Origin of the sequence: Psychrobacter maritimus (assembly GCF_904846345.1) — a bacterium.
Taxonomy (GTDB): domain Bacteria; phylum Pseudomonadota; class Gammaproteobacteria; order Pseudomonadales; family Moraxellaceae; genus Psychrobacter; species Psychrobacter maritimus.
Map to the genome: position 1 here is coordinate 55707 of NZ_CAJHAJ010000006.1, position 24040 is coordinate 79746.

Consider the following 24040-nt stretch of genomic DNA (forward strand, 5'->3'; position numbering starts at 1 on the left):
TTGCAAAACAGCCAACGCGCTAATCTGTTAATATAACCTGCTTATTTCCACCTTTATTTTCTATTAACTTTTTTATTTTGTCCTGTGCGCTTGCAAATATTTTGCAATCAATATCCTCATCATGACCAGTCGGCCATTGTCTATGCAGTGGCTTTTTTTACCCCCGTTATTTTTGCCCCCATTCTAGTTTTTAGGTAGCTTTACTATGTCCGCATCTATGCCAGCTTATATGAGCGATCCCACCGATGAGCAGCTGAACGCGCTAAATATGGCGATGGATCACAAGTCATTTAAAGTGGTCGCTTATGCGGGCGCAGGGAAAACGACGACGCTCAAATTAATCGGTGAGCGTTTGCGTGGTCGCGGCTTATATTTAGCCTTTAACAAAGCAATTGCCAACGATGCGCGGCAAAAATTCCCCGGTCACGTCGATTGTCGGACCTTTCACTCACTAGCCTACCGTCATGTACCACGTGATATCACCGCCAAATTGTCCTTGCCAAGATTTTCACCCAAACGTTTAGGTGATGATTTGGGTCTGCAACCGGTACAAGTCCGTCGGCAAATGGATGGGATGAATAAATATATTACCCTCACGCCAGCGCGCTTGTCGCGGTTTGTCAGTGATGCGGTGAGCAATTTTTGTAGTACGCACGCCAGCTATCCTGCGCCAAGGCATATTGAGTTTCCAAGCTGGCTCGATGATTCTGATGCTGAGCAGCTGCGTGAAATGCTCTACCCTGCCGTTGAGCAGCGTTGGTTACAGTCAATTGATGCGCGCCATCCTGCTGGTATCGGGCATGATATTTATCTTAAATTGTGGGCATTATCGAAGCCCAGTATTCCCGCAGATTTTATCTTATTTGACGAAGCGCAAGATGCCGATCCCTTGATGATGGGGATTTTGACCCAGCAGCCACGGCAAGTGATTTATGTAGGTGACGCCCATCAACAGATTTATGAATGGCGCGGGGCGGTCAATGCGATGAAAAAACTGCCATTGCCGCAAACCTTGTTGACCCAATCGTTTCGTTTTGGCGAACCGATTGCTGAGATTGCCAATACCTTGCTCAAAGCTTTACAGGAAGATGTGCCATTAAAAGGCAATCCAAATAAGCAGTCTTCTACCGACAAAGGCATGGTTCATAGTAAAAAAGACGCCATTCTTTGCCGCACCAATGCTGCTGCTATGTCGCAATTGCTAACAGGCTTAAAGCTTGGTCACCGCGTGGCGTTGCAAGCAGATACCGATCGTATGCTTAAATTCTGTCAGGCAGCCGAAAACTTAAAAAATGGTAAATCGGCGTATGGCGTCCCTGAGCTGGCGTATTTTTATAATTGGGGTGACGTCCAAGAATATTCTGAAACCAATGAAGGCAGCGACCTTAAAACCTTGGTCAAATTGGTCGATGATCATGGGACTAATGTGCTCAGCCAAGCGGTGAACAGTTTATCCAGCATCGAGAATGCCGATTATGTCATCTCAACCGCGCATAAAGCCAAAGGGCTTGAGTGGGGTAAAGTACAACTTGATGATGACTTTTATTATGATGTGACGACCAATGCAGTCAAAATTAGCCCAGAAGAATTGCGTCTGCTCTACGTTGCTTGCACGCGGGCACAGAGCAATTTAGATATTCATAATATTAAAGACTTGATATCAGGATTACAGACGGGTAAAAAGGTGGTTTTTGGTAATACTTAGTTTTCTCTTTTATCTCACAACTCATAGTCTTTGCCGCCCTCAATTTACAATAAATAACAGCTTACCAACCATGAATAACACCCCATCTTTATCTCAAGCACTACAAGAGCGTCAACACACTATTCAGCGCTTGTTTGCCAACCCCGTTCGTCTCCTTGCGCCTATGGAAGGCTTAACCGATCCTTTAATGCGCCAAATCCTAACCCAAATTGCGTCAGACTTGGGTCGCCCTTATGATTGGTCGGTCAGTGAATTTATTCGCGTCACTCAGCATGTATTGCCAGCGCACGTTTTTTATAAATACGTGCCAGAACTACATCATGATGCCAAAACCGCATCCGGTACGCCGATTCATATTCAGCTACTCGGTAGCGAAGCGCAATTGATGGCAGAAAACGCCGCCTATGCGTGTGAGCTTGGTGCGCCGGCGATTGATATCAACTTTGGTTGTCCGGCTAAAACGGTCAACAGCCATCGCGGTGGTTCAGTGCTACTTGATGAGCCCGAAGTGATGTATGAGATTATCAGCGCCGTACGCCAAGCGGTTCCTGCTCATCTTCCCGTATCCGCAAAGATTCGCTTGGGCTATACCGATACCAGTCGCATGGATGATATCAAAGCTGCCATTGCTGCGAGCGGCGCCGATTGGCTAACCATTCACGCACGTACCAAAACCCAAGGTTATAAGCCGCCGGCTTATTGGGATAAAATTCAGAATTTTAATACCTTAGATATTCCAGTGATTGCCAATGGCGAGATTTGGAAGAGTGAGCATGCGCAAAACTGTATGGCGCAGTCTGGTACGACGCATCTGATGCTTGGTCGCGGAGCCGTTACCCGTCCCGACTTGGTTGCCCAGCTCAATACTGACAGTTCTAAAAACCTAGAAAATACGGCGACATTATTGTGGCAAGATTTAATTACCCATCAGATTAAGTTTTTAGAAGGTGCGGCGAAAAGCGATGTGGTTTTAGTCGGTCGTTATAAGCAGTGGTTAGCGATGCTGACCAAAGGCTATAGCGAGGCGAAAACAGTATGGGACGATATCAAACGAGAAAAAAATAAAGCAGTGATTATCAAGGCGCTACAAGCAAGCGTTGCTTAAGGAATCACTACCTTATTGATAACATACTCTATTGCTAAAACAGCGCATTTTAAAATAGCCCGTTTTACAACAGCGCGCTCAGGCTAATCGGCTTACATACTGACCCGAATCGCTAAATAAAATAACATCAATGAGCAGGCCATCGATAGTGTCCAAAGAATAGAGCGAAAGGTGGCCAAATTGGTAATATAGGCCACGCAAAAACCAATACGAATCAGCACATAAAGCCAAGCGATGGTATTAATAATTAATTGCGGTACAAAAAACAGCATCGCAATCAACACTGCCGCCAAAAATATAGGCAAGGTCTCATAGCTGTTTTGCTGGGCGGCATTAGCCCGCGCGGCAGCTCCCGTCGTCCCTTGTAAAAAATCACGCGGATGGGCATTATCAGCCAAATTAAAGCCACCAATTGCTTTTGCCGTCAGCGCCATCACTAGGGGCAGCAAACTTGCCACTACCATTGCCCAAATACCTGACGCTGCGCTATCGGGAATCAACCCAAAGAATAGACTCATTAGTATAATCTTCCCTATCCTGCAATGACTTCAAAATCATGAGTCACATTGACGCCGCCCTGTACTAGCATCCGACTGGCTGAGCAGTATTTTTCTGCAGACAGTTTGATTGCCTTTTCTACCTGGCTTTCTTTGACATCTTGTCCGGTCACCACAAAATGCATATGAATGTCAGTATAAACGGCTGGCACGGTTTCGGCACGCTGCGCAGTCAGCTCACAGCGTACGTCTGTCACTTCTTGGCGCGACTTTTGTAAAATTGCAACCACGTCATAGCTTGCACAGCCACCAAGCCCTAATAAAATCAGCTCCATTGGGCTGGCGCCTTTTTCTTTATCGGCATCGATTTGGACGTTATGCCCTGATGGTGACACACCCATAAAGGCTTTATTTTCTTGCCACGTAACGCTTGCTTTTGACTCTGACATTTTCAATATTCCTTGTTTTAATTGCTACGATTTTGAATGCGCATGCTTCTTAATTCACATGGTTTTTAATTTGAATAGTAACGGTTTCTTATTTTTTGAAGAACAATGTCTTTTGGAAAAATAATGTCTTTTAGAAAAATAATGTCTTTTGCTAGTGTAGCATAAGCCAAAACGAGATTTATAAAGCCATATCCTTGTTTACCTTTTATAAACCGTTTCAGCGCATGTCTTTTAGAAATCACCATTTCACCCTGAATCTGATTGTTAAGTATTTATCACGATAATATTATTCAAACTTATTACTCGTATAAGATCCATCATAAAAAACTTACAAAAGTCTAATTATAACCCACTGATTTTAAAGTATTAATCTTGTGAAACATTTTATAGCAAAATACTGTTACACATTTGGGTTGTTTCTTGGTTTAATAACGGTAATGAATCTTATTTTGCCATGGTATCGATAACAGTCACCCTATAATAATTATGATTGCTGTCACTGTACCTTGTTGAAATAAGCTATTTTTAAACAATTTAAAAGGGTTTAGTCATGATAGATGCAGACGGCTTTCGTGCCAATGTCGGCATCATCTTGGCAAATACACAAGGGCAAGTTCTGTGGGCAAAACGTATTGGTCACAACGCTTGGCAGTTCCCTCAAGGCGGCATCGACCGCGGGGAGACGCCGATGGATGCGATGTATCGCGAGCTCTGGGAGGAGGTCGGCTTACATCCGCGTCACGTGGATTTACTGGCGGTCACGCAAGATTGGTTGCGCTACCGCCTGCCGAAACGTTATGTGCGTCATGGGCAGTATCCTTTGTGTATTGGGCAAAAACAAAAATGGTTTTTGCTGCGCTTAGATGAGCCGAATACTCAACATATCCGCTTTGATGAGGGTAAACCAGAATTTGACCATTGGCAATGGGTCAGCTACTGGTATCCACTCGGACAAGTGATTCATTTTAAACGTGGGGTATATCGTCGCGCCTTGCAAGAATTGGTGCGCGAACTACCGCTTAAACAAGAACTGATTATTCCAGAACAAAACAACCATTTGTTGGTGGAATAAATAGTTAAATTTATTGTTTTAGTAGTAAATACGAAAAAGCCTGTATCACTCGATACAGGCTTTTTCGTATTTATAATTGCTAAAATTATGGTTTGATAGCAACTTTTAAGACCCCATCACGCTGATGCATAAATAAATCATATGCTTCTACAATATCGTCTAGCGCATAAGTATGTGTCACCATCTCTGATAAATCCACACGACCTGACTCAATGACATTCAGCAAACGACGCATGCGTTCCTTACCACCTGGACAAAGTGCCGTACGAATCGTGTGATCGCCAAGACCAGCAGCGAAATTCGCTATTGGAATGACTAAATCCTCAGAATAAACGCCAAGACTTGAAAAAGTTCCACCCGGTTTTAATATCTTGATGCATTGATTAAAGGTAGCTTGCAAACCTAATGCTTCGATACTACTATCGACACCACGCCCACCAGTGATTTTCATAATTTCATCAACCACATCAACTTCTGTGAAATTAAGCGTAATGTCCGCTCCTAATTTCTTCGCCATCGCTAGACGCTGATTGTTACCATCAACAGCGATAATCAGTGACGCACCTTTGAGCCTTGCCCCAGCAGTAGCACATAAGCCAATAGGCCCCTGTGCAAAGATAGCGACAACATCACCGATCTGAATATTAGCGTTTTCTGCCCCCTTGAAGCCTGTTGACATAATGTCAGGACACATCAGCACTTGCTCATCCGTCAATCCATCTGGCACTGGACATAGATTGGCCTGTGCATCAGGCACTAGCACATACTCTGCTTGCGTACCATCAATGTGATTACCAAAGCGCCAACCGCCGGTCGCTTTATAACCATGACAAGAGCATTTGCCATCGGCATCAAGATAGCCACCATCTTGTGAGGGGAAGCCATCTTGGCTAGCATAAGAGGTAAATGTTGGACAAATCGCGCCAGCGATGACTCGTTGCCCTTCTTTATAACCCATCACTGCACTACCTAGCTTTTCAATAATCCCTACCGGTTCATGCCCAATTGTCAATCCTTTTGCAACAGCATACTCACCTTTAAAAATATGAATATCGGTACCACAAATCGTCGTAGTGGTAATTTTTAATAAAGCATCGTTCGGGCCGACATCAGGAATTTTCTTATCAACAATTTCAATTTTACCTGGCTCAACGAATATTAATGATTTCATCATAGTCATATCGTACTCCTTGTTAAACTAACCTCTGATTAGAGGATAGTAGGCATTATTAATGGCGCTTAAATGACCTATATATCCAGTTTATGTCATCAGAGTCACTATTAACAGGTAAATCCCTAAATATATTGGGGATTTATAATTACCTCTGCAATAAGGCTTAAATAATAACTAGAAAAGCCTAGCCATCAGTCATAGTAAAATGACAATATATAAATTACTCATATTCTCGACTCTGTAGTTGAGCACGTAAGATAGGTTCGGCATCGATAGGACTTGGAGATTGATTTAAAGTCAGAATACTTTGGGTGCGAGTACCGTATGTCGGGACGGTAGCATCCATGCTAAACAAAGCAATGGGCTCAATATAAATAGAAGATAGTGCTTGCTCAATCTGCTTAGCAACACCCGTTTCGGGTAATTTATTTTCTGGCGCTGGCGTTTTATCGGACATCACTGCAAACGCCGCTTCTTGCCAATACTCAGGAGCGCTATTTTCAGCAATCAACGGTATGACTTCTTGGCGTAAGCGACCGCGGAGGCGTTCGGTTTTAAACCAAGCTTCTTCTGGTTGACCATTGGATAGCACATGCAATCCAGCGTATAGCGGCGTCGGTGCATGACCACGATTATTGACAATCACCGCTTGCGCCGCATCACCAATAATAAGGTTAAAGCCTGCGTAATCCTGCAGACTAATTTGCCGAGCAAAATCCATCGGGCTTAGCGTACTGGTCAAGAAATCGGTGACCAACTCACCGCGCGAGCGTTCGTCATTACTTGCTTGCACACCATCTCGAAAGTTTAATACCGCCGCCCAGCGACCATTTTGCTCGTAAAAATTGCCATATGGCTCTTGATGTATACCAAGCCATGTGCCGCCACTTTGCTTATCACGCCCTGCATAAACAGGCTTATCCGCCCACTGATGGAGCGGCTCTGTCGGACGCTGCAAAAACTCATCACGATTGGACAGTAAGACCAAAGGTAGCTCATCAAATAACTGCCAAGCAATGGCGACAATACACATAGTTTTCCTTTTATAAGATTATTAGGTGGTGTTTCAACATAAAAGAGGGTCGTTCAAAATAGCGTTCTGCTGGGATAAAATTTTCTCGCTTGCTGTGCGCTTCGCACTCCAGAGGCTTCACAAAATTTATCCCAGCAGCACTCCCATCAGCACTGTATTCTTTTTAAATTGAGTCAATTATATGGTTCTGGTTTAACATTAATTCGTGCTTAATTTTTTATCGGCAGGGTAGCTGATTTGATACGTCGATTGCACGACTTGCGCTTGTTTACTTGGTAAATCAAACTCCCAAGCGACCATGCCTTTATTATCATTCCAGTCTTTTTGGCTAATAGCTGGCGTGTGCGCCGCAGTGACTTTAATGCTGTCATCACTACTAACCGGCTCAGCGCTTAACACTTGCAAGCGCACGCTACGATTGTGCTGATTGGTAAACTGATAAGCTTGGGTGATGGTTTTGGTTTGCTGACGGTTAAACACGCCTTTATCGCCTTGTTTATTCTCATCGGTCAGCTGCTTCACCAGTAAACTTGGGTCAATACCAAAACCGATACCCTGCTCTTTTAGGTTTTGATAATTATAGCGCGACTGTCCAACATAGTTATCGTCGCGGTATAACTGCAATGAGCCATCAGCCCAAGCGGGCGTCAAAAACGGCGCGGATGCATACCAATAAGCGGCGGTCTCAGCACTTGGCGTGCTACGTAGCCAAAGCTTACTGGTGCCAGATTGCTCATCAATGACCGTGCGTACGCGTCTGCCGTCACTTGGAATACTCACACGCTGCGGCAGTCTATATTCGGTGATGCCATTTTTATTTTGACTGCTGACGCTAAAGCTCGGTAGCGGTGGCATCTCTGCAGCCCCTGCTCCACCATAATTGTCTCTTGCAGACACGACCACTGGCGCTGCTTCCATCATTGGTTGTGCATAACGGCTTAACTTAGCCTGCTCTTCCTCATATAACGACAAGCGCTCAACTCTTGGCAACTGGCTAGTGGTCGTTTGATTGGGATTAACGGTGCTTAAGATAACCGGCACGTTGTTCCAGTTCTCTCCCGTTTGTTGGGTGATGATGGCAGAAGCGGTGATATTCAGCTGCTTACTATCGGTATTTAAGCGCGCTTGATAAGTCGGCTCCCAACTGGCACCGCGCACTTGATAGTGCAGTTTAACGGTGCTTGGCGTGCGACTGGCAGTACGTACACTGACTTGGGTCACACTATTCTGTTTCGAGGTAGTATTGCCGGCTAGCAGCTGATTGAGCGCATCTTTCGCTTGCGCTTCTCGCTGTTGTAGCTCGACTATCCTTTTATTAATACTTGCCGCTTGCGTTTCTAAATCACGGGCATTATTCGCAAGAGTACCAGCCGTATTAATTTGCGTCACTTTAGTAAGGTTTTGCAAATAGGCTTTGGTTAAACGTGCCGCTTCTAATTCAGCGCTGATATCGGTGAGATTGTTTTTTTGGCTCTGTATTTTAGTATCGCCTTGATATTGGCCATATTGACATTGTGCCGCTTGCTCAGCGCTCAACGTTTCGATACTGAATTCGCCAACATTGACATTGCCCAATGCTTGAACGCTGATACTTTCCGGGTCAATAGTCGGCGATAAGCAAGAAAAAACCAGCGTTTGCTCGCCGCTACCATTAATGGGCAAGGAACGCGTTACGCTGGCTAAGCCTTGATAAATGGTAATGTTATCAATATTGCTCATCGCTGCTTGTGCATTTATAGGAACCCACAGCGCTAGGCCTGATGCTACTACGCCTAGCAAGGATAGTTTCGATAAATATGGCTGCATAAGGGTTCCTTAAAAATTGAGGCGCTTTTTTTCATCTTATCGGTTTTTGCAACGCTTTGCTATCCATTCAATTAACCATTCACTTATCACAGTATTCGCAACGGATGAATTTTGCTATTATGAGCTACATTCCATTATCAATAATATGATGCTCTTATGATGATTCACCCTCAGTATGATCCCGTAGCGCTATCTTTGGGACCAGTAGAAGTGCACTGGTATGGCTTAATGTATCTGTTGGCCTTTGCTGCCGCTTATGGTCTTGCTTGGTATCGCAGCACCAAACGCGACAATTGGACCACCGATATGGTCTCTGATTTGGTCTTTTATGGGGCGCTTGGCGTCATTTTAGGCGGTCGTATCGGCTATGTGCTGTTTTATCAATTCGGCGAGCTTTTACAAAACCCTGCGTATCTGTTACGAGTTTGGGAAGGCGGTATGTCTTTCCACGGTGGTTTTATCGGCGTCATGCTAGGCATGTGGTTCTTTGCTCGTAAGTATAAAAAGACTGCCTTTCAAGTGTTTGATTTTATCGTGCCTTGCGTGCCGACGGGCTTATTATTCGGTCGCATCGGTAACTATATCAATGGTGAGCTATGGGGGCGCGTCTCAGACGGTGGCTACAACTGGCTGACTTATTTCCCGCAAGCCGCTGCCTTTGATATGGAGCAATTACAGAGCAATCCTGAGCTACAAGAATTAATGCTTGAGGTAAATGGACAGTATTTACTACCGCGTCATCCATCGCAGCTATACGAAGCCTTTGCTGAGGGTCTGCTACTATTTATCTTTTTATGGTGGTATTCATCAAAACCGCGCCCACGGATGGCAGCATCCGCGGTCTTCTTATTGGGCTACGGTATCAGCCGCTTTATCATCGAGTTCTTCCGTCAGCCAGACGCTGACCAAGGCTTTATCTTATTAGGCTGGATGACCAAAGGGCAGCTCTTAAGCGCACCGATGATTATCGCAGGCTTAATCATGCTGATTTACGCTTATAAACGCGGTATTTATGATTGGGGTAAACAGTCAGCTTATTAAGCCCTATTTAGCAACAACTACCCTATTAAAGCTATATTAAGCATTATTTTAAAAACTATGTTTTTAAGAACTATATTCTTGAGAACTGAATTAAAGAGACGTTTTCACAGCGTAAAAGAGCAATTTTATGAGCAGTCATTACCATAACAGTAAAAATGAGCAAGCCTATTTAGACTTGCTACAACACGTCCTTACTCATGGCACTGAAAAAGGCGATCGTACTGGCACCGGTACGCTGAGTCACTTTGGTGCGCAGCTACGTTTTGACTTAGCCGATGGATTTCCCTTATTAACCACCAAAAAAGTCCATTTTAAATCCATCGTTTATGAGCTATTTTGGTTTTTAAGTGGCAGCACCCACGTCGATTATTTACAAGAAAATAACGTGCGCATCTGGAACGAATGGGCGACCGCTGAACAAACCGCGCGCTTTAACCGTCCAGCGGGCGACCTCGGCCCTATTTATGGTCATCAATGGCGCAATTATGGCGCGACCAAGCGTGAAGATGGCAGCTATGAGAACGATGGCGTCGATCAAATCACCCAAGTTATTGAGCAAATAAAGAACAACCCCAACTCGCGCCGCTTAATCGTTTCTGGTTGGAACCCCGCTGAAGCGGAGCAAGTTGCGTTGCCACCTTGTCATACTTTATTTCAGTTTTTTGTCGCGGACAATAAACTGTCATGCCAGCTTTATCAACGCTCAGCGGATTTATTCCTAGGTGTGCCATTTAATATCGCTAGCTACGCCTTGCTTACCCATATGGTGGCGCAAGTGTGTGGTTTAGAAGTTGGTGAATTTGTTTGGACGGGTGGCGATTGTCATATTTACCAAAACCATCGCGAGCAAGTTGAGCTGCAACTGACACGTGAGCTTTATAGCTTGCCAACTTTGACCCTGAATCCTGATGTGACCGATATTTTTGCCTTTAACTATGACGATATCAGCGTCGATGGATATGAGTCGCATCCTGCCATTAAAGCCAAAGTTGCCGTCTAAGTTTTTATCGCTTGAATGTTAAAAAACAATAAAAAGGATATGTTATGAGTTATGCCAATACCGAAGTTGCCCAGATTGCGGCTATCAGTAGCAATCGCTGTATCGGCAAAGGGAATGAGCTACCGTGGCATATCTCTGCAGACTTGCAGCATTTTAAAAGCATGACGACCAAGCAAAGCGATGGCGCGATACAAGGTATCGTCATCATGGGTCGTAAGACTTTTGAGTCAATGGGCAGCAGACCATTGCCAAAACGTATCAGCTTTATCATCACCAGCCAATTAGATTATGCCGAGAAAAGTGGCTTGGTCGGTAGTGAAAAAGCTTATGTGATGCATAATTTAGACGATGCACTCACCCAAGCAGCAAGTTTGGCTCATGGTGCGCACCTTGATACCATTTGGGTTATCGGCGGCGAGCGCGTGTTTAAAGAAGCGATGATGTATACCGACCGTGTCGAGCTAACGCATGTCGATACTGACATTACGGATGGCGATGCCTTTTATCCTGAGCTGCCAAATGAGTTTGTAGTCGCAGCAGAATCTGAGCAAATGAACGATGAGAAAAGTGGGCTAGATTTTAAGTTTGTGACTTATAAAAGAGAAGCTACTAAATAATAGCAGTTCATGTATTTGAAAGATTAAGAAAAAGAGGCTGTCCTAGATAATTCTAAGACAGCCTCTTTTTGTTATTGGATTTTATTAGCAGAAACTTAAATTTAGCCCATATCGCCTAAACTATTCATGCAGCACTTTATAAACAGTTTTCGCCAATATCGGACCAATTCCCTGCACGCCAGCCAGCTCTTGCTGTGACGCACCAAGTAATTGCTGCATACCACCAAAGTAATTAAGCAAGTCACGACGACGCTTTTCACCCAGCCCCGGTATGACCTCTAGCACTGATGACGAACGGCGCTTATCACGCTTCTTACGGTGCGCAGTAATGGCAAAACGATGCGCTTCATCGCGAATATGCATTAATAAATGCAGCGCCTTACTATCCATCGGCAAATCAAGCGGCTCGTGGTCAAGGAAATGCAATACCTCAAGCCCAGCCTTACGCCCCTCGCCCTTTGCCACACCGATAAGCAAGGTATCGCCTAAAATGCCCAACTCTACCAGCACCTCTTTTGCCATACTGAGCTGACCTTTACCACCATCAATCAGCAATAAATCAGGCAATGGCTGCTTTTTATAACGACGCGTTAGCACTTGCTTCATCGCCGCATAGTCATCACCGCCGACAATATCATGAATCGCATATTGGCGATAATCACGGCGGCGCGAGCCACCTTGGTCAAAGACCACACAGCTACCGATGGTCGCCTCACCCATGGTATGCGAGATATCAAAACACTCGATACGGTCGATGGTTCGATCAGTAACCTCTGCTAGCACCTCTTTAAGCGCGCCAAAGCGGGCATGCAATTCTAAATAGTCACCAAGTTTAGTTTTTAGCGCATTATTGGTATTAAGTTTTGCCAAATCTAACCACTCAGCGCGGTGCTCACGGACATTGGTTTTAATAACGACCTTGCTACCAAAATGCGTTGCCAGCGCTTCACTCACCGCTATCTGATCGGGTAGCTCATCACTTAAGATAATCTCTGCTGGCAAGTCATCGGTCACCTGAAAATAGAATGAAGTAATAAACGCAGATAAATTATCAGCAAGCGGCTCACTGCTATCAACATCAGGGAAATAGTTCTTACCGCCTAGCACGCGCCCGCCACGCACCGTCAATACATTGACACAGGTCATGCCTGCTTGACTGGCAATAGCTATTACGTCTGCCTCGCCTTGTACGGTATAAACGGCTTGCTTTGCTTGGACTTCGCGCAGCATAGACAGCTGATCGCGATAAAAGACCGCCTTTTCAAAATCTAACACTTCAGCCGCGCCTTCCATTTTTTCAATCAGCGTACTATGGATATCGCTAGAATCGCCTTTTAGGAAACGAATGGTATTATTGACGTCCTCGCTATACTCTTCTGGTGACACCAAACCAACACAGGGCGCACGGCAACGCTTAATCTGATACTCAAGGCATGGGCGCTTACGCTGTTTAAAAAAGGTATTGGTACATTGGCGCATCTGAAACATTTTTTGCATGAGCACCAACGTCTCTTTTGCCGCATGCGCAGAAGGGAAAGGACCAAAAAACCGGCCTTTTTGGTGATTACCTTTGCCGCGCCCATAAGCCAATCTGGGATAAGGTTTATCGGCTGAGATAAACACATAAAGGTAAGATTTATCATCACGCAATAGCACGTTATAAGGCGGACGGTGTTCTTTAATCAGATTTTGCTCGAGCAGCAGCGCTTCGGTTTCACTACGGGTAATAATGGTTTCGATATTATGAATCCGCGCGACTAACGCTCGCGTCTTTGGATGGTCAATAGTCTTAGCAAAGTAGCTGTTGACGCGACTTTTAAGCGACTTGGCTTTACCGACATATAAAATATCGCCATTTTTACCGAGCATTTTATATACCCCTGGCAAATTTGGCAGGCGCTGAATCAAATGCTTAAGACGGGCTTTTTTATCGTCGACGAGACTCGATGCTGAGACATTAACCATAGAATTTACTGCTCTCAAGATACTGATATATAGCTATTTATGGGGCGATAGTGAGTGTTTTACAAGAACCTTTATCAGCTTAGCAACAACCATAAAAAAAGCCAGCACCAAGGCTGACTTTTTGCAGAAAAATAACCCTACAGTGCGACTAGTGACGGAAATTTGGTAATAGTGCTGGGATACCTGGCAACATACCGACGATTGCCATAACCCCTGTTAATATCACAAACGTGACTACAGGAATAATCCAGCGGCTCATTTTAGTCAGATTAGCACTGCGCTCTTTCGAGCCAATTAAGCCTAAATTATCCAGTACTAGGGTAATGGACCAACCAAAGGCTGGATTTACCAAGGCTGAGGCAAAGACAACAATAGCAGCAGACTGAGTGGTTTTACCCTCGCGTGTCATCTCCATCCCTGCTTCAAGCAATGGGATAAAGACACCAACAATCAGCGCCACGCACATTACTGGTTCCCAAATCGCCAAATCCATTGGATAACCCCAAATACCGGCAATAAGACAAAATACGCCCGTTAATACCGCACCGGCTGGAATAGGACGCTTGGCAATTGCCGCAGGTACAATATACGTGCCCCATGACGACGCAAAGTTTGCACCGCCTAATAAAGAGCCTGCGACCTGACGAATAGAAGCACTGGTCATCGTATCATCGATATCCATAAGCACGCGCTCAGTGCGTTTTGGATAGCTGATTTTTTGAAAAACTTGATGACCTAAAAAGTCTGGCGACCACATGGCGACGGCCAACACCGCAAAGGGTAACACCACAACGAAGCTTTCAATGGTTGGCAATCCGAGCATCCAACCGGTATCTTCACCCCACCAATACATAGGGTTCATGTGCGGTAAACCCGGTGCCGTTTCAAAAACAAAGGGTGCGCCCATCGCAAAGGCAACCCCGCCACCTAACAGACAGCTTAACGGCACTGCAAGCCAGCGCTTTTGGAAGTTCTCTAAGACCGCATACAATATAATCGTCAGCAAAATCACTACAAAAGCAATATGCGCCATGCCAATGCCCTCTGCCCATGCAAACAAGTTTTTGACTTGCGAGATGGTACCAATAAAGCCCAGATACAGGAGCAAGCCACCGCACACGCCTTTACTGGTCAAGTTTGCCAGCAGACTGCCCCCTTTACTGATGGCAAGTAACAAGCCAAAAGCACCGATAAGCAGACCAAAGGCCATTGGGTGACCGCCAGCAGCAACGACGATAGGAATGAGCGGAATCAGTGGACCGTGCGTACCGGCAAGGTTAGCAGTTGGTAGTAGGAAACCTGAGAATAAAATGACAAAAAACGCCACGATGAGCAGCTCATAACGCACGTTTTCTAGGACAAAAGCATCGCTCAAACCGAGAGGACCGGCAAAGGTTGCCGCAATAGCACCTACCATCACCACTTTACCAATGGTCGCGGCCATCGCCGGAATCGTATCTTCATACTCAAAACGATAATCACGGAACGGCAGATTGGGCCGCCAGCGTTTCGGCTGCATGATTTGCAGTTCATGATTGAGATAGGCGTTACGATTTTTAAAACTAGAATTGGGCTTATGTAAGTCTACATAGCTGTCTTGCAAATCACTATCAGAAGGGGTTGGTTGCTGCGGGTTGGACCCTGAGGCGGGAAGCTGTGTACCACTCATCACATTTCCTTATGTCGACTGAGGTTTGAGCGGCGCTACTACCCTAAGAGCGGGTAAATATCACGCTGCCCAAAACAAAATTGCGGCTATTGTAAGGCATCGGCAAGGATAATGCGAGGCCTTATAGATGAAAAGATACCATACGTATCGTTATGAAAATTATTTATTATGGCTTAGCAGGTAACACCCATAAAAATGTAATGAATCCACGGAAACGATAAGCGGTATCATGGTCATTTTGCGCTTGTTACGCTTTAAAGCTGGTGAGCTTAGGTGTTTTTCACTATGATAAATATCTTTTTATCGCTCATTGCTTGGTAGCTCGTATTTAAAAGCAGCAAGCATGGCGGTCAAGGTTGACTGCATACAATAAAAATACTCCATACGATAAAAAAATTCATACGATAAGATTAGCAAAACCGGAAAAGCCAATAGGAAATATTGATGAGTTTACTGCCTAAAAATCTTGAAACGCTGAAACGTAATGCCAAAAAAAACATCATGCCATTACTCACCCCTTATTTGCTTAAATTGCGTATCAACACTTATGCGCCCTACATCGGTGCCGGTATCAAGATTGAGCATATCAACCTAGACCAAGGCCTATGCGTGGTCAACATGGGGCTAAATAGCTTAAATAAGAATATCGTTGGCACCCAGTTTGGTGGCAGTCTATATTCGATGGTTGATCCATTTTATATGCTGATGCTGATGCACCAACTCGGTAGCAGCTACGTGGTTTGGGATAAAAGCTCACACATTGAATTTATCGCCCCTGGCAATAGCAAAGTCACCGCGCGCATGAAAATCCCTAGCGCTGAGATTATTACTATTCAGGAATTGGCAAAAGAAGGTGAGCCGGTATTTCGTGAATATAAGGTCGATATCGTTGATGAACAACAGAAAGTCATCGCGACTGTGACTAAGACCCTTTATATTCGACTGCGTAAGTACAGCAAATCTAAAGACCAAACCAACCGTATAGACAACCTCGAAAGCTAACGTTAAGTTTAAAGCGTTCAATTAAAATAAAGCCCCACATACAAAAACCCCAATCTGGCATGCGCACAGATTGGGGTTTTGTCTTTTTTGGTATGGCCCGCTTATTTATAAATAAACCTATGAATAAGGGCTTGTATCTACTTTTACTTCATAATGCAGCCGCACAATAAACGGCCAAATCATATAAGTAATTTTAAGCGCGATGCTTAAAATCAGATACTCGGTACAGTCTAAGCGTCAGTTTTTTTCTGAGCCGCTTTAGGAGCACGAGCAACCAACTTTTCGCGGATACGTGCTGATTTACCAGAGCGCTCACGTAAGTAGTATAGTTTCGCACGGCGAACTGCGCCACGGCGTTTCACTTCAATGCTATCAATGATTGGTGAATGCAATTGGAATGCACGCTCAACACCAACACCGCTTGAAATTTTACGAACGGTAAATGCTGAGTTTAGACCGCGGTTACGCTTAGCAATTACAACGCCTTCAAAAGCCTGTAAACGCTCACGCTCACCTTCACGTACTTTTACTTGAACCACAACGGTATCGCCGGGTGCAAAGCTTGGGCGCTCAATCAATTGAGCATTTTCGATGACCTGAACCAATGGATGCTTGTTGCTCATGAGAGTTATCTCCTCACATTAGATAATAGAGGCTTGACGCATATCACCTGTTTGTAATAATTAATCATAGCTGTTATTAATATCTTGGACTAATAATAGCTACAACGTAAATGGGTTATGACAAACGGCCATTATGCTATGACTCGTTTTATTACTGCTCAAAATTTTATTGCTTAACTGTTTATGTTTTTAACCGCTATTAACGTGGCTTTTTATCTGCTTTAGCCAATGCTTTAAGCCACTTTGCTTGCTCTACCGTTGGGGTAAACGCTTGCCATAAATCGGGACGCCGCGCTTGCGTGCGGCTGACCTGTTGGCTAAAGCGCCACTTAGCGATATTGGCATGATGTCCTGAAAGCAATACTTCAGGAACCGCCATACCAGCAAACTCATGCGGCTTAGTATAATGTGGACAATCAAGCAAGCCATCGACGAACGAGTCTTGCTCAGCTGACTTATCATCACCCATAATATCAGGCAGACGACGTATCACACTATCCATCAGTACCATGGCTGGTAGCTCACCACCCGTTAAGACATAATCACCGAGCGATATCTCCATGTCGACATACTGCGACAGTAAGCGCTCATCAATACCTTCGTAACGACCGCATAATAAAATCATGCCATCGTACTCAGTCATACTGACCACACTACTCTCGCTGAGCGTTTTGCCTTGTGGTGACATATATATCACCGGACAATGCTCACTATCGACACGGCAGCCGTGCTGACTGGCTCGTAGGCGGGCATCCTCAATGGCTTGGGATAATGGCTCAGCCATCATCACCATGCCAGGACCGCCGCCATACGGGCGCTCATCAATACGGCGATAATTATCAGTGGTATAATCACGCGGGTTGATGCATTCAATCGTGACTTGCTCCTGAGTGACTGCCCGTCCCGTGATTCCAAACTCACGAATCGTGGCAAACATTTCAGGGAAAATACTAATCACGGCAAAATACATCTGATGTCTACTTGCACAATGGATAACAGTGGCTAAATAAATCGGTGTGACTATTAACAATTTTTAATGATAAAGCCGAAACTTATCTCACTACAGCTTGTCTTAATAAGACCTTATTAACCATTACTGATTAATAATTGCTTATTATTAATAATCACTTGGCCATGCCACAAGCACGGTTTTTTCAGTCATATTGACTTCAATCACTGTTTGCTTATGCCACGGTATCAGGCGCTCTTCTTTATCCAAACTGTCTGAATTTGCCGTTACGCGCATGATGTCATGGGCTCCGGTTTCAAACATTTCAGTGATATTGCCTAGATACTCATCTTGCTCATTTATCACGCGCAAGCTGACCAAATCCGACCAATAATATTCGTCTTCCGCTGTTTCTGGCAAAACGTTTTGTTCGACCCAAAGGGTTACCCCATTCATGGTCTCAGCAAGGTTACGGTCAGGGATTTGCTCAAATTGAGCGACAATGCCTGTCCCTTGCTCACGCCAAGCCTTTACGGTCAAAGGCTTCATGCCAGTAGCAGTTTTCATCCACCAAGGCTGCATGTCAAATATTGCCGTACGATCATCCGTATCGCTAAATACCCACAGCCAGCCTTTAATGCCATAAGGCTTTTTTAGCTGACCGATTTTCATAAGTGCACTAGCGTTTGGAACAGATGACATAACGGCTAACCTAACAATAATTAAAACAGCAATGCTGAATACAGTTCAATCAAAAGCGATAAACGCAATCAAAAGTAATAAACAGTTAATGGCGCACCCTGGTCAGACCAGTTACGCTATGTTTTCTAAAGTCGACTAATAAACGCAAACATCACGCTATCAGTACTTAGTAGCCAAAACTTAAGCAGTTGCTTCAGTTTGAGCTACAGACTTGTTATAAGCTTTTGCTAATGAAGCAACGCGATCTGAAGGTTGTGCACCTTTAGCGATCCACGCATTGTACGCTTCCATGTTTAGGCGTACTGCTTCTTCAGACTCTTTAGCGAGTGGGTTAAAAAAGCCGATGTTTTCAATGTAGCGACCGTCACGCGCGCGGCGTTGATCAGCAACAACTACTTGATAAAATGGGCGTTTCTTGGCACCGCCCCGTGCTAAACGAATAACAACCATGTGAATTCTCTCTTTCGCAGGTATACCAAAAAGGGCATAATTATATCACAGTCTTGTTTTATTGAAAACATAAACTGTGCTTATTTAATTATTTATTAACAATAGCTTAAATAGCAATGCATGTAAAACATAATTCATAGTTCGTGGTCTATTTATTGGGCTTGACCCTATTAAATTGGCTACTAATTCTATCGGTAAAGCCAACAACCGCATTATTTGATTATGCTATCCTACAAGCAAACGCTAAGACCAAACCCTACTATCAAACCGCACAACTTGGACTCTTATGACCACACCAAAATCGCAACCTCGGCGCAAAGGTCGGCTTGCCCGCTCCTACTCCAACACTTGGCTGACCACCTTAATGGTGGCGTTTATTGTCATCATCAGTGTCGGGGTATCGATTTCGTTTTTTTGGCGTAGTCTGTATTTACCCGAGCTTAAAAACCATGCGCGCTATCTGACCAGCGAATTACGCTTAATGAACAGCGTCAACCAAGACTGGAAACATAACCCTGCCGTGCGGCAATGGATTTATCAGCACTCGCACGTGGTGGTGGTCAATAATCCTAGCGACTTTCCAACGATAGAAGATAAAGCCTTTGTTGGCGTGTTTACCGATGTGCTACAACGCGAAATTGGCGCGCAGTTGGGGCGGCCAGTAGAAGTGTATTTTAAGTTTAAACCAACGCCGCAGCTGTGGGTACAAGACAGCCGTGATACCAGCTTTTGGATTCGCGAACCAGTGGTATATTACTCGCAATATAGCCCTGCGCTACTATGGTTATTCTTAGTAGGCCTGCCTATTTTGACCTTGCTGACTATTATTTTATTGGCACGGCAATTAAATCGTCCGTTACGGTATTTGCAACGCGCAGCAACCAATTATATTCGCTTGGGTCATGCCACTACGTTACCGACCCATAACGGACCGACTGAAATACGCCAAGTTAATATGGCATTTAACCGTTTATTTACCACTCTGAATCAAGCGCAAAAAGAGCGGACGATTATGCTAGCCGGTATCTCGCACGATTTGCGCACACCGCTAACCCGTATGCGCTTGACCGCTGAGATGCTGCCTGATGATTTTTTCCGTGAAGGTTTGATTTACGATATCGAGGATATGGATGCGATTTTAGAGCAGTTTATCTCCTTTATGAAAGATGGTTCCGATGAGCCGGTACGTTTGACCAATTTAGATACCATCTTTAATGAAATCATGGTGCAATTTGCGCCGCTGGAATTTATTTACCAGTCTGAATGTCACAAAGTGGTTCCTATACGGCCGATGTCAATTAAACGCTTGGTTATCAATCTGGTCAATAATGCCAAGCGTTACGGCAAAGCACCGATTTATTTATCAGCGACCGTCGTACCGACCTTTATAGAGACGGCTGAGATAGAAGACAGCGATGTGGTGACTGAAAACGAGGTCAATAAAGAAGCAAAAGAGCAATTGGTGATATGTGTGCGCGACTGTGGCGATGGGGTCGCAGAAGACCAGTTAGAGCGTGTCATGCAACCGTTTGAGCGTGGCGAATCAGCGCGTACCACGCAAGGTAGCGGGCTTGGTCTGGCGATTGTCGACCGTATTGCGCGCTTACATCATGGGACGGTTGAGGCGATTAATCATCCAGATGGCGGGCTACAAGTCTGTGTGCGCATCCCACTCATCTCTAAAGTGGCAGGTGAGCCGCCATTAGATGTTGAAAACGACAAATCATCTATCCCTGATGATAATATAAATAATCTGTAGATAAATGATCTGTAGATAAATGATCTGTAGATAAATGATCTGTAGATAAACAATAATGACATCACAGCCAAAGTTTGGTTAATAGTTATTCATTGTGAATTATTAGTTGTCAGCCAAACGAGCCGTACTACTCTCTAGTACCAATGATAGGCGGAATATACTCCGCACTATTGGTAAAGGCTAAAGGCTGGGTTATTTCATTCTGCGCAGCCTTTAGCGTCTCAGTGCTGGTTGGCTGTTGCAGGAATAAATAATAACCGAGCGCTGCTGCGTTCAATACCACTAAACCACCAAATAAATACGGCATCCTTTGCCCTCCTCTATTTTTAATCTGCTTTAAAAGCTGTCATAAACCATCAGTTGTTAATTAATCATTAAACACGGCTTTTTTAACCAATGATGTATCAGCTTCTACCAGTCACACTACCAAAACAAGTTTAAGCACTTTTAATGCCTAGTAATCATTGCCATTCAAATAGACTTAATTAAGCATCAAAATCGCGGTTGCTTTTTTCTTGGGTAAGCTCATCAGCAGCAAGCACTTGGGTCAATGGTTTGATAGGCCAGGTCATGACAAAGCGGGCGCCGCCAAGCTCACGGCTCTCGCCGACTTTCATATTGCCATTAAACCAAAAGGCGATACGCGACACAATAGACAGACCTAAACCATAGCCACCAGACGCTCGGGTACGGCTATCGTCCAGGCGTGAAAACGGAATAAAGACTTTTTCACGGTCTTCTTCTGGAATACCGTGACCGTCATCTTCCACACTGACAAAAGCATTGCCTTTTTTGACCCCAGCACTAATGATAATGGTCGTCTCTGCATAACGTAGCGCGTTACCGGCTAGATTCTGAATTACCCGATGTAGATAACGTCTATCGGCAACCGCCGTTACTTTAGCATTGGGCAGGTTGGTCACTATTTTGATAGGCTTACCTAAAGCATTGGTTTCACGCTCAATTTGCTCGAGCAACTCTCGCAAATTGACCGGCTCTAAATCTAGTTTCGGTGAGCCCTCTTCAAGCTTGGCGTAAGTTAAAATCTCATCAATCAAGCCGTTAAGCGCTTCGATATCCTCATCAATAAAATCACGCTGCATAAAGCGTGAATCTTCATCATCAGTATCTGCCAGCATATCGACGGCAAAACGAATACGAGCAACGGGTGTACGCAGTTCATGCGATACCGCACGCGTCAGCTCACGCTGCGATTCAATCAGACGCTTAATATGTGCTGTCATCGCATTAAAGGTCGCAGATAAGCGCGCAATCTCATCTTGGCCGATGACCTGCACTTTAATATCAAGATTGCCTTTACTAACCTCGTTGACACCGACTTGAATCAATTGCAATTTGCGTTCGAGCGGGAAAATAAGCGCATATACGCCCAAGCTGATTAAAAACATACTAATCAAAATCATACTAACAATCAGATTGAGCGGGAACCAGTTAAATAACGGCACCGGACCAATTAAAATCGCCATATCATTGATTTCAGACGGTACAACGACTTTGATTGAGGAGTTACTTTTACTGGTATTGGTATCTTGTAATAAAATGACCACCTCATCGCGGCGCAAACGTGCCATCTGATCCGGATCTAAATTGAGCGTAGTGACCGCTTTAAATTCTAAGGGAAAAGCAAACTTTTTCTCTAGCTCAGCCAAGCGCGCCCGCTTATCAGACAAGGTAGCATGGTACGATAAGTCATCGAGCAAAAATACAGCGATGGCACGTACTTGTTGTTCAGTCACTTGCGATATGCGCGCCGTTAAAACATTTAGATTGTCTGGCAAACGATAATAGACATCGGCATAAACAGGCTGGCTGACATAGCGAACGACAGTATTGCCTTTCTCAAAGCGCCGCAGCTCACTGGCATTAAAATCGACCTCATTAATCGGCACAATACTAAATTCTGCGCCAAATAAGCTACTCGCATCAGACAACCAATATTCGCGCTGAGAGTCACTCTCTTGATGCGCAATGCCTTCACTGACAATATGAAAGGCACCCGTCGCCATGTTTTCACGGTAAGACTGCACGCGCTCTTTATTGATGGTGTCCATCAATAATTGGGCGAACAATGCCACACACAAGCAGACTATCAATAGTCCGGCATAGATACGAACAAAAATACTATGTTTAAGAGAAGAAACTAATGACATACGTGCCGTGACCAACCTAATTTAGAAAAAATATTAATCGATAATAAATGATTATGGCATTTTTTACCTGATACTAGATATCTAGCATCGATAATTATCGCTCAATTAAAGCACATAACACAGCATTTAAGTTTAAAAATTAAAATTTAGGCCATAAAAAACCAGCATGACGCTGGTTTTTTATTAAAAGGTGATGCAGACTAAATACTTGTATCAAAGATAAAGTATTAATTGCCTTCTTTAACGAACAAATACCCTTTACTACGGACGGTTTTGATACGTTTAGGATTTTCTGGATCATCGCCGATTTTTGGACGGATACGCGAGATGCGTACGTCAATTGAGCGATCCTGACCGTCATATTCGATACCACGTAGGCGCTCAAAGATATCTTCACGTGACAAGATACGACCGGCATTAGAAGCCAATAACCATAATAGGTCATATTCTGCACTGGTGAAATCAACCAGCTCATCACCTAGATTCACTGAACGACCACCGTTATCGATGACCAATTCACCAAACTCTAAACGCTGTGGCACATCTTCTGATGGCGCGTTTTCTGAGCGACGTAATAATGCACGAATACGCGCGAGCAATACACGTGGCTGCGCAGGTTTGGCAACATAGTCGTCAGCGCCCATCTCAAGACCCAATACCTGATCCATATCTTCTGTGCGCGCGGTCAGCATCAAAATTGGATTCTGATAGTGTGGACGTACCTCACGGCATACGGTTAAACCATCACTACCAGGAAGCATGACATCAAGCACGACCAAATCTGGTTGTTCGTTGACAATACGACGAATGGCGCGATTACCATCAGTTTCAATTGCCACTTCTAAACCGTTTTTGACCAAATAATCTTGGGTCAACATGGCCAGACGCTCGTCATCCTCAACAATCAAGATTCGGGGGGTGTTGTCTTCTTCATTCGTTGTCATTGTTATATCCTCTAATACATCTAATTTAAAAGCAGTAAAAGTAAGAGCGGTAAATTAATAGCACCGTAACTTAATCGATCCGTAACCTGTTGCAATCGATGCCGTTATAACGGTTACAAACTTGGTAGCACAGTATACTATTAAACACACAGCTTCCTATACTATAGCTTATAGTTGTTAACAAAACCTATAAACTACACCCATTAAAACTTTAGTTTGCGTCCAAAAATTATACCCTTTATCCTGATAAAAAGGCATAGAGCATTATTTATATGAAATAAGCGTTTGCTGCTAATCAGCCAAACGT

22 protein-coding genes are annotated in these 24040 nt (G+C 44.3%); 8 read left to right on the forward strand and 14 right to left on the reverse strand.

Features of this window, described 5'->3' with window-relative positions; all coding sequences use genetic code 11:
• Window positions 1-205: 205 nt before the first annotated feature.
• Both JMX50_RS09280 and JMX50_RS09285 read left to right on the forward strand, forming a co-directional pair.
• Entirely contained in the window at window positions 206-1705 is a 1500-nt protein-coding gene (locus tag JMX50_RS09280) for a UvrD-helicase domain-containing protein (RefSeq protein WP_201629330.1), read from the forward strand.
• 70 nt (window positions 1706-1775) lie between these two features.
• Window positions 1776-2810 (forward strand): tRNA dihydrouridine synthase, encoded by a 1035-nt coding sequence (locus JMX50_RS09285; protein ID WP_201629331.1) that lies wholly within the window; start codon window positions 1776-1778, stop codon window positions 2808-2810.
• A gap of 92 nt (window positions 2811-2902) precedes the next feature.
• On the opposite strand, the gene JMX50_RS09290 is transcribed toward JMX50_RS09285, so the two are convergent.
• The gene (locus JMX50_RS09290; protein WP_201629332.1) at window positions 2903-3328 is read right to left on the reverse strand and encodes an MAPEG family protein; all 426 of its coding nucleotides are present in this window, start codon (window positions 3326-3328) and stop codon (window positions 2903-2905) included.
• Between the two features lie 14 nt (window positions 3329-3342).
• A complete protein-coding gene (locus JMX50_RS09295; protein ID WP_055125345.1) occupies window positions 3343-3756 on the reverse strand; it encodes an OsmC family protein in 414 nt (137 codons plus the stop codon).
• 550 nt (window positions 3757-4306) lie between these two features.
• Between JMX50_RS09295 and JMX50_RS09300 the strand changes: the two genes are divergently transcribed.
• On the forward strand, window positions 4307-4828 hold the full coding sequence (locus JMX50_RS09300; protein ID WP_068403735.1) for an RNA pyrophosphohydrolase: 522 nt from the start codon (window positions 4307-4309) through the stop codon (window positions 4826-4828).
• Between the two features lie 85 nt (window positions 4829-4913).
• Here JMX50_RS09300 and JMX50_RS09305 read toward each other — a convergent pair whose 3' ends face one another.
• The 3 genes from JMX50_RS09305 to JMX50_RS09315 all read right to left on the reverse strand — a co-directional run bounded on the left by JMX50_RS09305 (window position 4914) and on the right by JMX50_RS09315 (window position 8841).
• Window positions 4914-6008 (reverse strand): NAD(P)-dependent alcohol dehydrogenase, encoded by a 1095-nt coding sequence (locus tag JMX50_RS09305; RefSeq protein ID WP_201619615.1) that lies wholly within the window; start codon window positions 6006-6008, stop codon window positions 4914-4916.
• A gap of 214 nt (window positions 6009-6222) precedes the next feature.
• Window positions 6223-7035: an NRDE family protein gene (locus JMX50_RS09310; protein ID WP_201629333.1), complete on the reverse strand. Its 813-nt coding sequence runs from the start codon at window positions 7033-7035 to the stop codon at window positions 6223-6225.
• Window positions 7036-7233: 198 nt separating this feature from the next.
• The gene (locus JMX50_RS09315) at window positions 7234-8841 is read right to left on the reverse strand and encodes a DUF4139 domain-containing protein (protein WP_201629334.1); all 1608 of its coding nucleotides are present in this window, start codon (window positions 8839-8841) and stop codon (window positions 7234-7236) included.
• 156 nt (window positions 8842-8997) lie between these two features.
• Here JMX50_RS09315 and lgt point away from each other — a divergent pair, with 156 nt between their 5' ends.
• The 3 genes from lgt to JMX50_RS09330 all read left to right on the forward strand — a co-directional run bounded on the left by lgt (window position 8998) and on the right by JMX50_RS09330 (window position 11499).
• Window positions 8998-9882 (forward strand): prolipoprotein diacylglyceryl transferase, encoded by an 885-nt coding sequence (lgt, locus tag JMX50_RS09320; RefSeq protein ID WP_201563655.1) that lies wholly within the window; start codon window positions 8998-9000, stop codon window positions 9880-9882.
• 127 nt (window positions 9883-10009) lie between these two features.
• A complete protein-coding gene (locus JMX50_RS09325) occupies window positions 10010-10882 on the forward strand; it encodes a thymidylate synthase (RefSeq protein ID WP_201563657.1) in 873 nt (290 codons plus the stop codon).
• 44 nt (window positions 10883-10926) lie between these two features.
• Window positions 10927-11499, forward strand: a complete 573-nt coding sequence (locus JMX50_RS09330; RefSeq protein WP_201629335.1) for a dihydrofolate reductase — start codon at window positions 10927-10929, stop codon at window positions 11497-11499.
• Between the two features lie 120 nt (window positions 11500-11619).
• Here JMX50_RS09330 and uvrC read toward each other — a convergent pair whose 3' ends face one another.
• Window positions 11620-13464 (reverse strand): excinuclease ABC subunit UvrC, encoded by a 1845-nt coding sequence (gene uvrC, locus JMX50_RS09335; RefSeq protein WP_201629336.1) that lies wholly within the window; start codon window positions 13462-13464, stop codon window positions 11620-11622.
• Between the two features lie 148 nt (window positions 13465-13612).
• Entirely contained in the window at window positions 13613-15133 is a 1521-nt protein-coding gene (locus JMX50_RS09340; RefSeq protein ID WP_201629337.1) for a DUF3360 family protein, read from the reverse strand.
• A gap of 444 nt (window positions 15134-15577) precedes the next feature.
• On the opposite strand from JMX50_RS09340, the gene JMX50_RS09345 reads away from it, so the two are divergent.
• Window positions 15578-16135: a DUF4442 domain-containing protein gene (locus JMX50_RS09345; RefSeq protein WP_201629338.1), complete on the forward strand. Its 558-nt coding sequence runs from the start codon at window positions 15578-15580 to the stop codon at window positions 16133-16135.
• 230 nt (window positions 16136-16365) lie between these two features.
• Here JMX50_RS09345 and rplS read toward each other — a convergent pair whose 3' ends face one another.
• The 4 genes from rplS to rpsP form a co-directional block, all read right to left on the reverse strand.
• Window positions 16366-16758, reverse strand: a complete 393-nt coding sequence (gene rplS / locus JMX50_RS09350) for a 50S ribosomal protein L19 (RefSeq protein WP_191690714.1) — start codon at window positions 16756-16758, stop codon at window positions 16366-16368.
• Between the two features lie 199 nt (window positions 16759-16957).
• The gene (trmD, locus tag JMX50_RS09355; RefSeq protein ID WP_201619606.1) at window positions 16958-17728 is read right to left on the reverse strand and encodes a tRNA (guanosine(37)-N1)-methyltransferase TrmD; all 771 of its coding nucleotides are present in this window, start codon (window positions 17726-17728) and stop codon (window positions 16958-16960) included.
• 147 nt (window positions 17729-17875) lie between these two features.
• Window positions 17876-18409 carry a ribosome maturation factor RimM gene (gene rimM, locus JMX50_RS09360; protein ID WP_201563669.1) on the reverse strand — a complete coding sequence of 178 codons (534 nt, stop codon included), beginning with the start codon at window positions 18407-18409 and terminating at the stop codon, window positions 17876-17878.
• Between the two features lie 180 nt (window positions 18410-18589).
• Window positions 18590-18859: a 30S ribosomal protein S16 gene (gene rpsP / locus JMX50_RS09365; RefSeq protein ID WP_010197931.1), complete on the reverse strand. Its 270-nt coding sequence runs from the start codon at window positions 18857-18859 to the stop codon at window positions 18590-18592.
• A gap of 286 nt (window positions 18860-19145) precedes the next feature.
• Between rpsP and JMX50_RS09370 the strand changes: the two genes are divergently transcribed.
• Window positions 19146-20618, forward strand: a complete 1473-nt coding sequence (locus JMX50_RS09370; protein ID WP_201624962.1) for an ATP-binding protein — start codon at window positions 19146-19148, stop codon at window positions 20616-20618.
• Between the two features lie 127 nt (window positions 20619-20745).
• On the opposite strand, the gene JMX50_RS09375 is transcribed toward JMX50_RS09370, so the two are convergent.
• The 3 genes from JMX50_RS09375 to JMX50_RS09385 all read right to left on the reverse strand — a co-directional run bounded on the left by JMX50_RS09375 (window position 20746) and on the right by JMX50_RS09385 (window position 23733).
• Window positions 20746-20925 (reverse strand): hypothetical protein, encoded by a 180-nt coding sequence (locus tag JMX50_RS09375; protein WP_183621012.1) that lies wholly within the window; start codon window positions 20923-20925, stop codon window positions 20746-20748.
• Window positions 20926-21103: 178 nt separating this feature from the next.
• The gene (locus JMX50_RS09380) at window positions 21104-22789 is read right to left on the reverse strand and encodes an ATP-binding protein (protein WP_201629339.1); all 1686 of its coding nucleotides are present in this window, start codon (window positions 22787-22789) and stop codon (window positions 21104-21106) included.
• Window positions 22790-23016: 227 nt separating this feature from the next.
• Window positions 23017-23733 carry a response regulator gene (locus JMX50_RS09385; protein ID WP_021812806.1) on the reverse strand — a complete coding sequence of 239 codons (717 nt, stop codon included), beginning with the start codon at window positions 23731-23733 and terminating at the stop codon, window positions 23017-23019.
• Window positions 23734-24040: the final 307 nt, after the last annotated feature.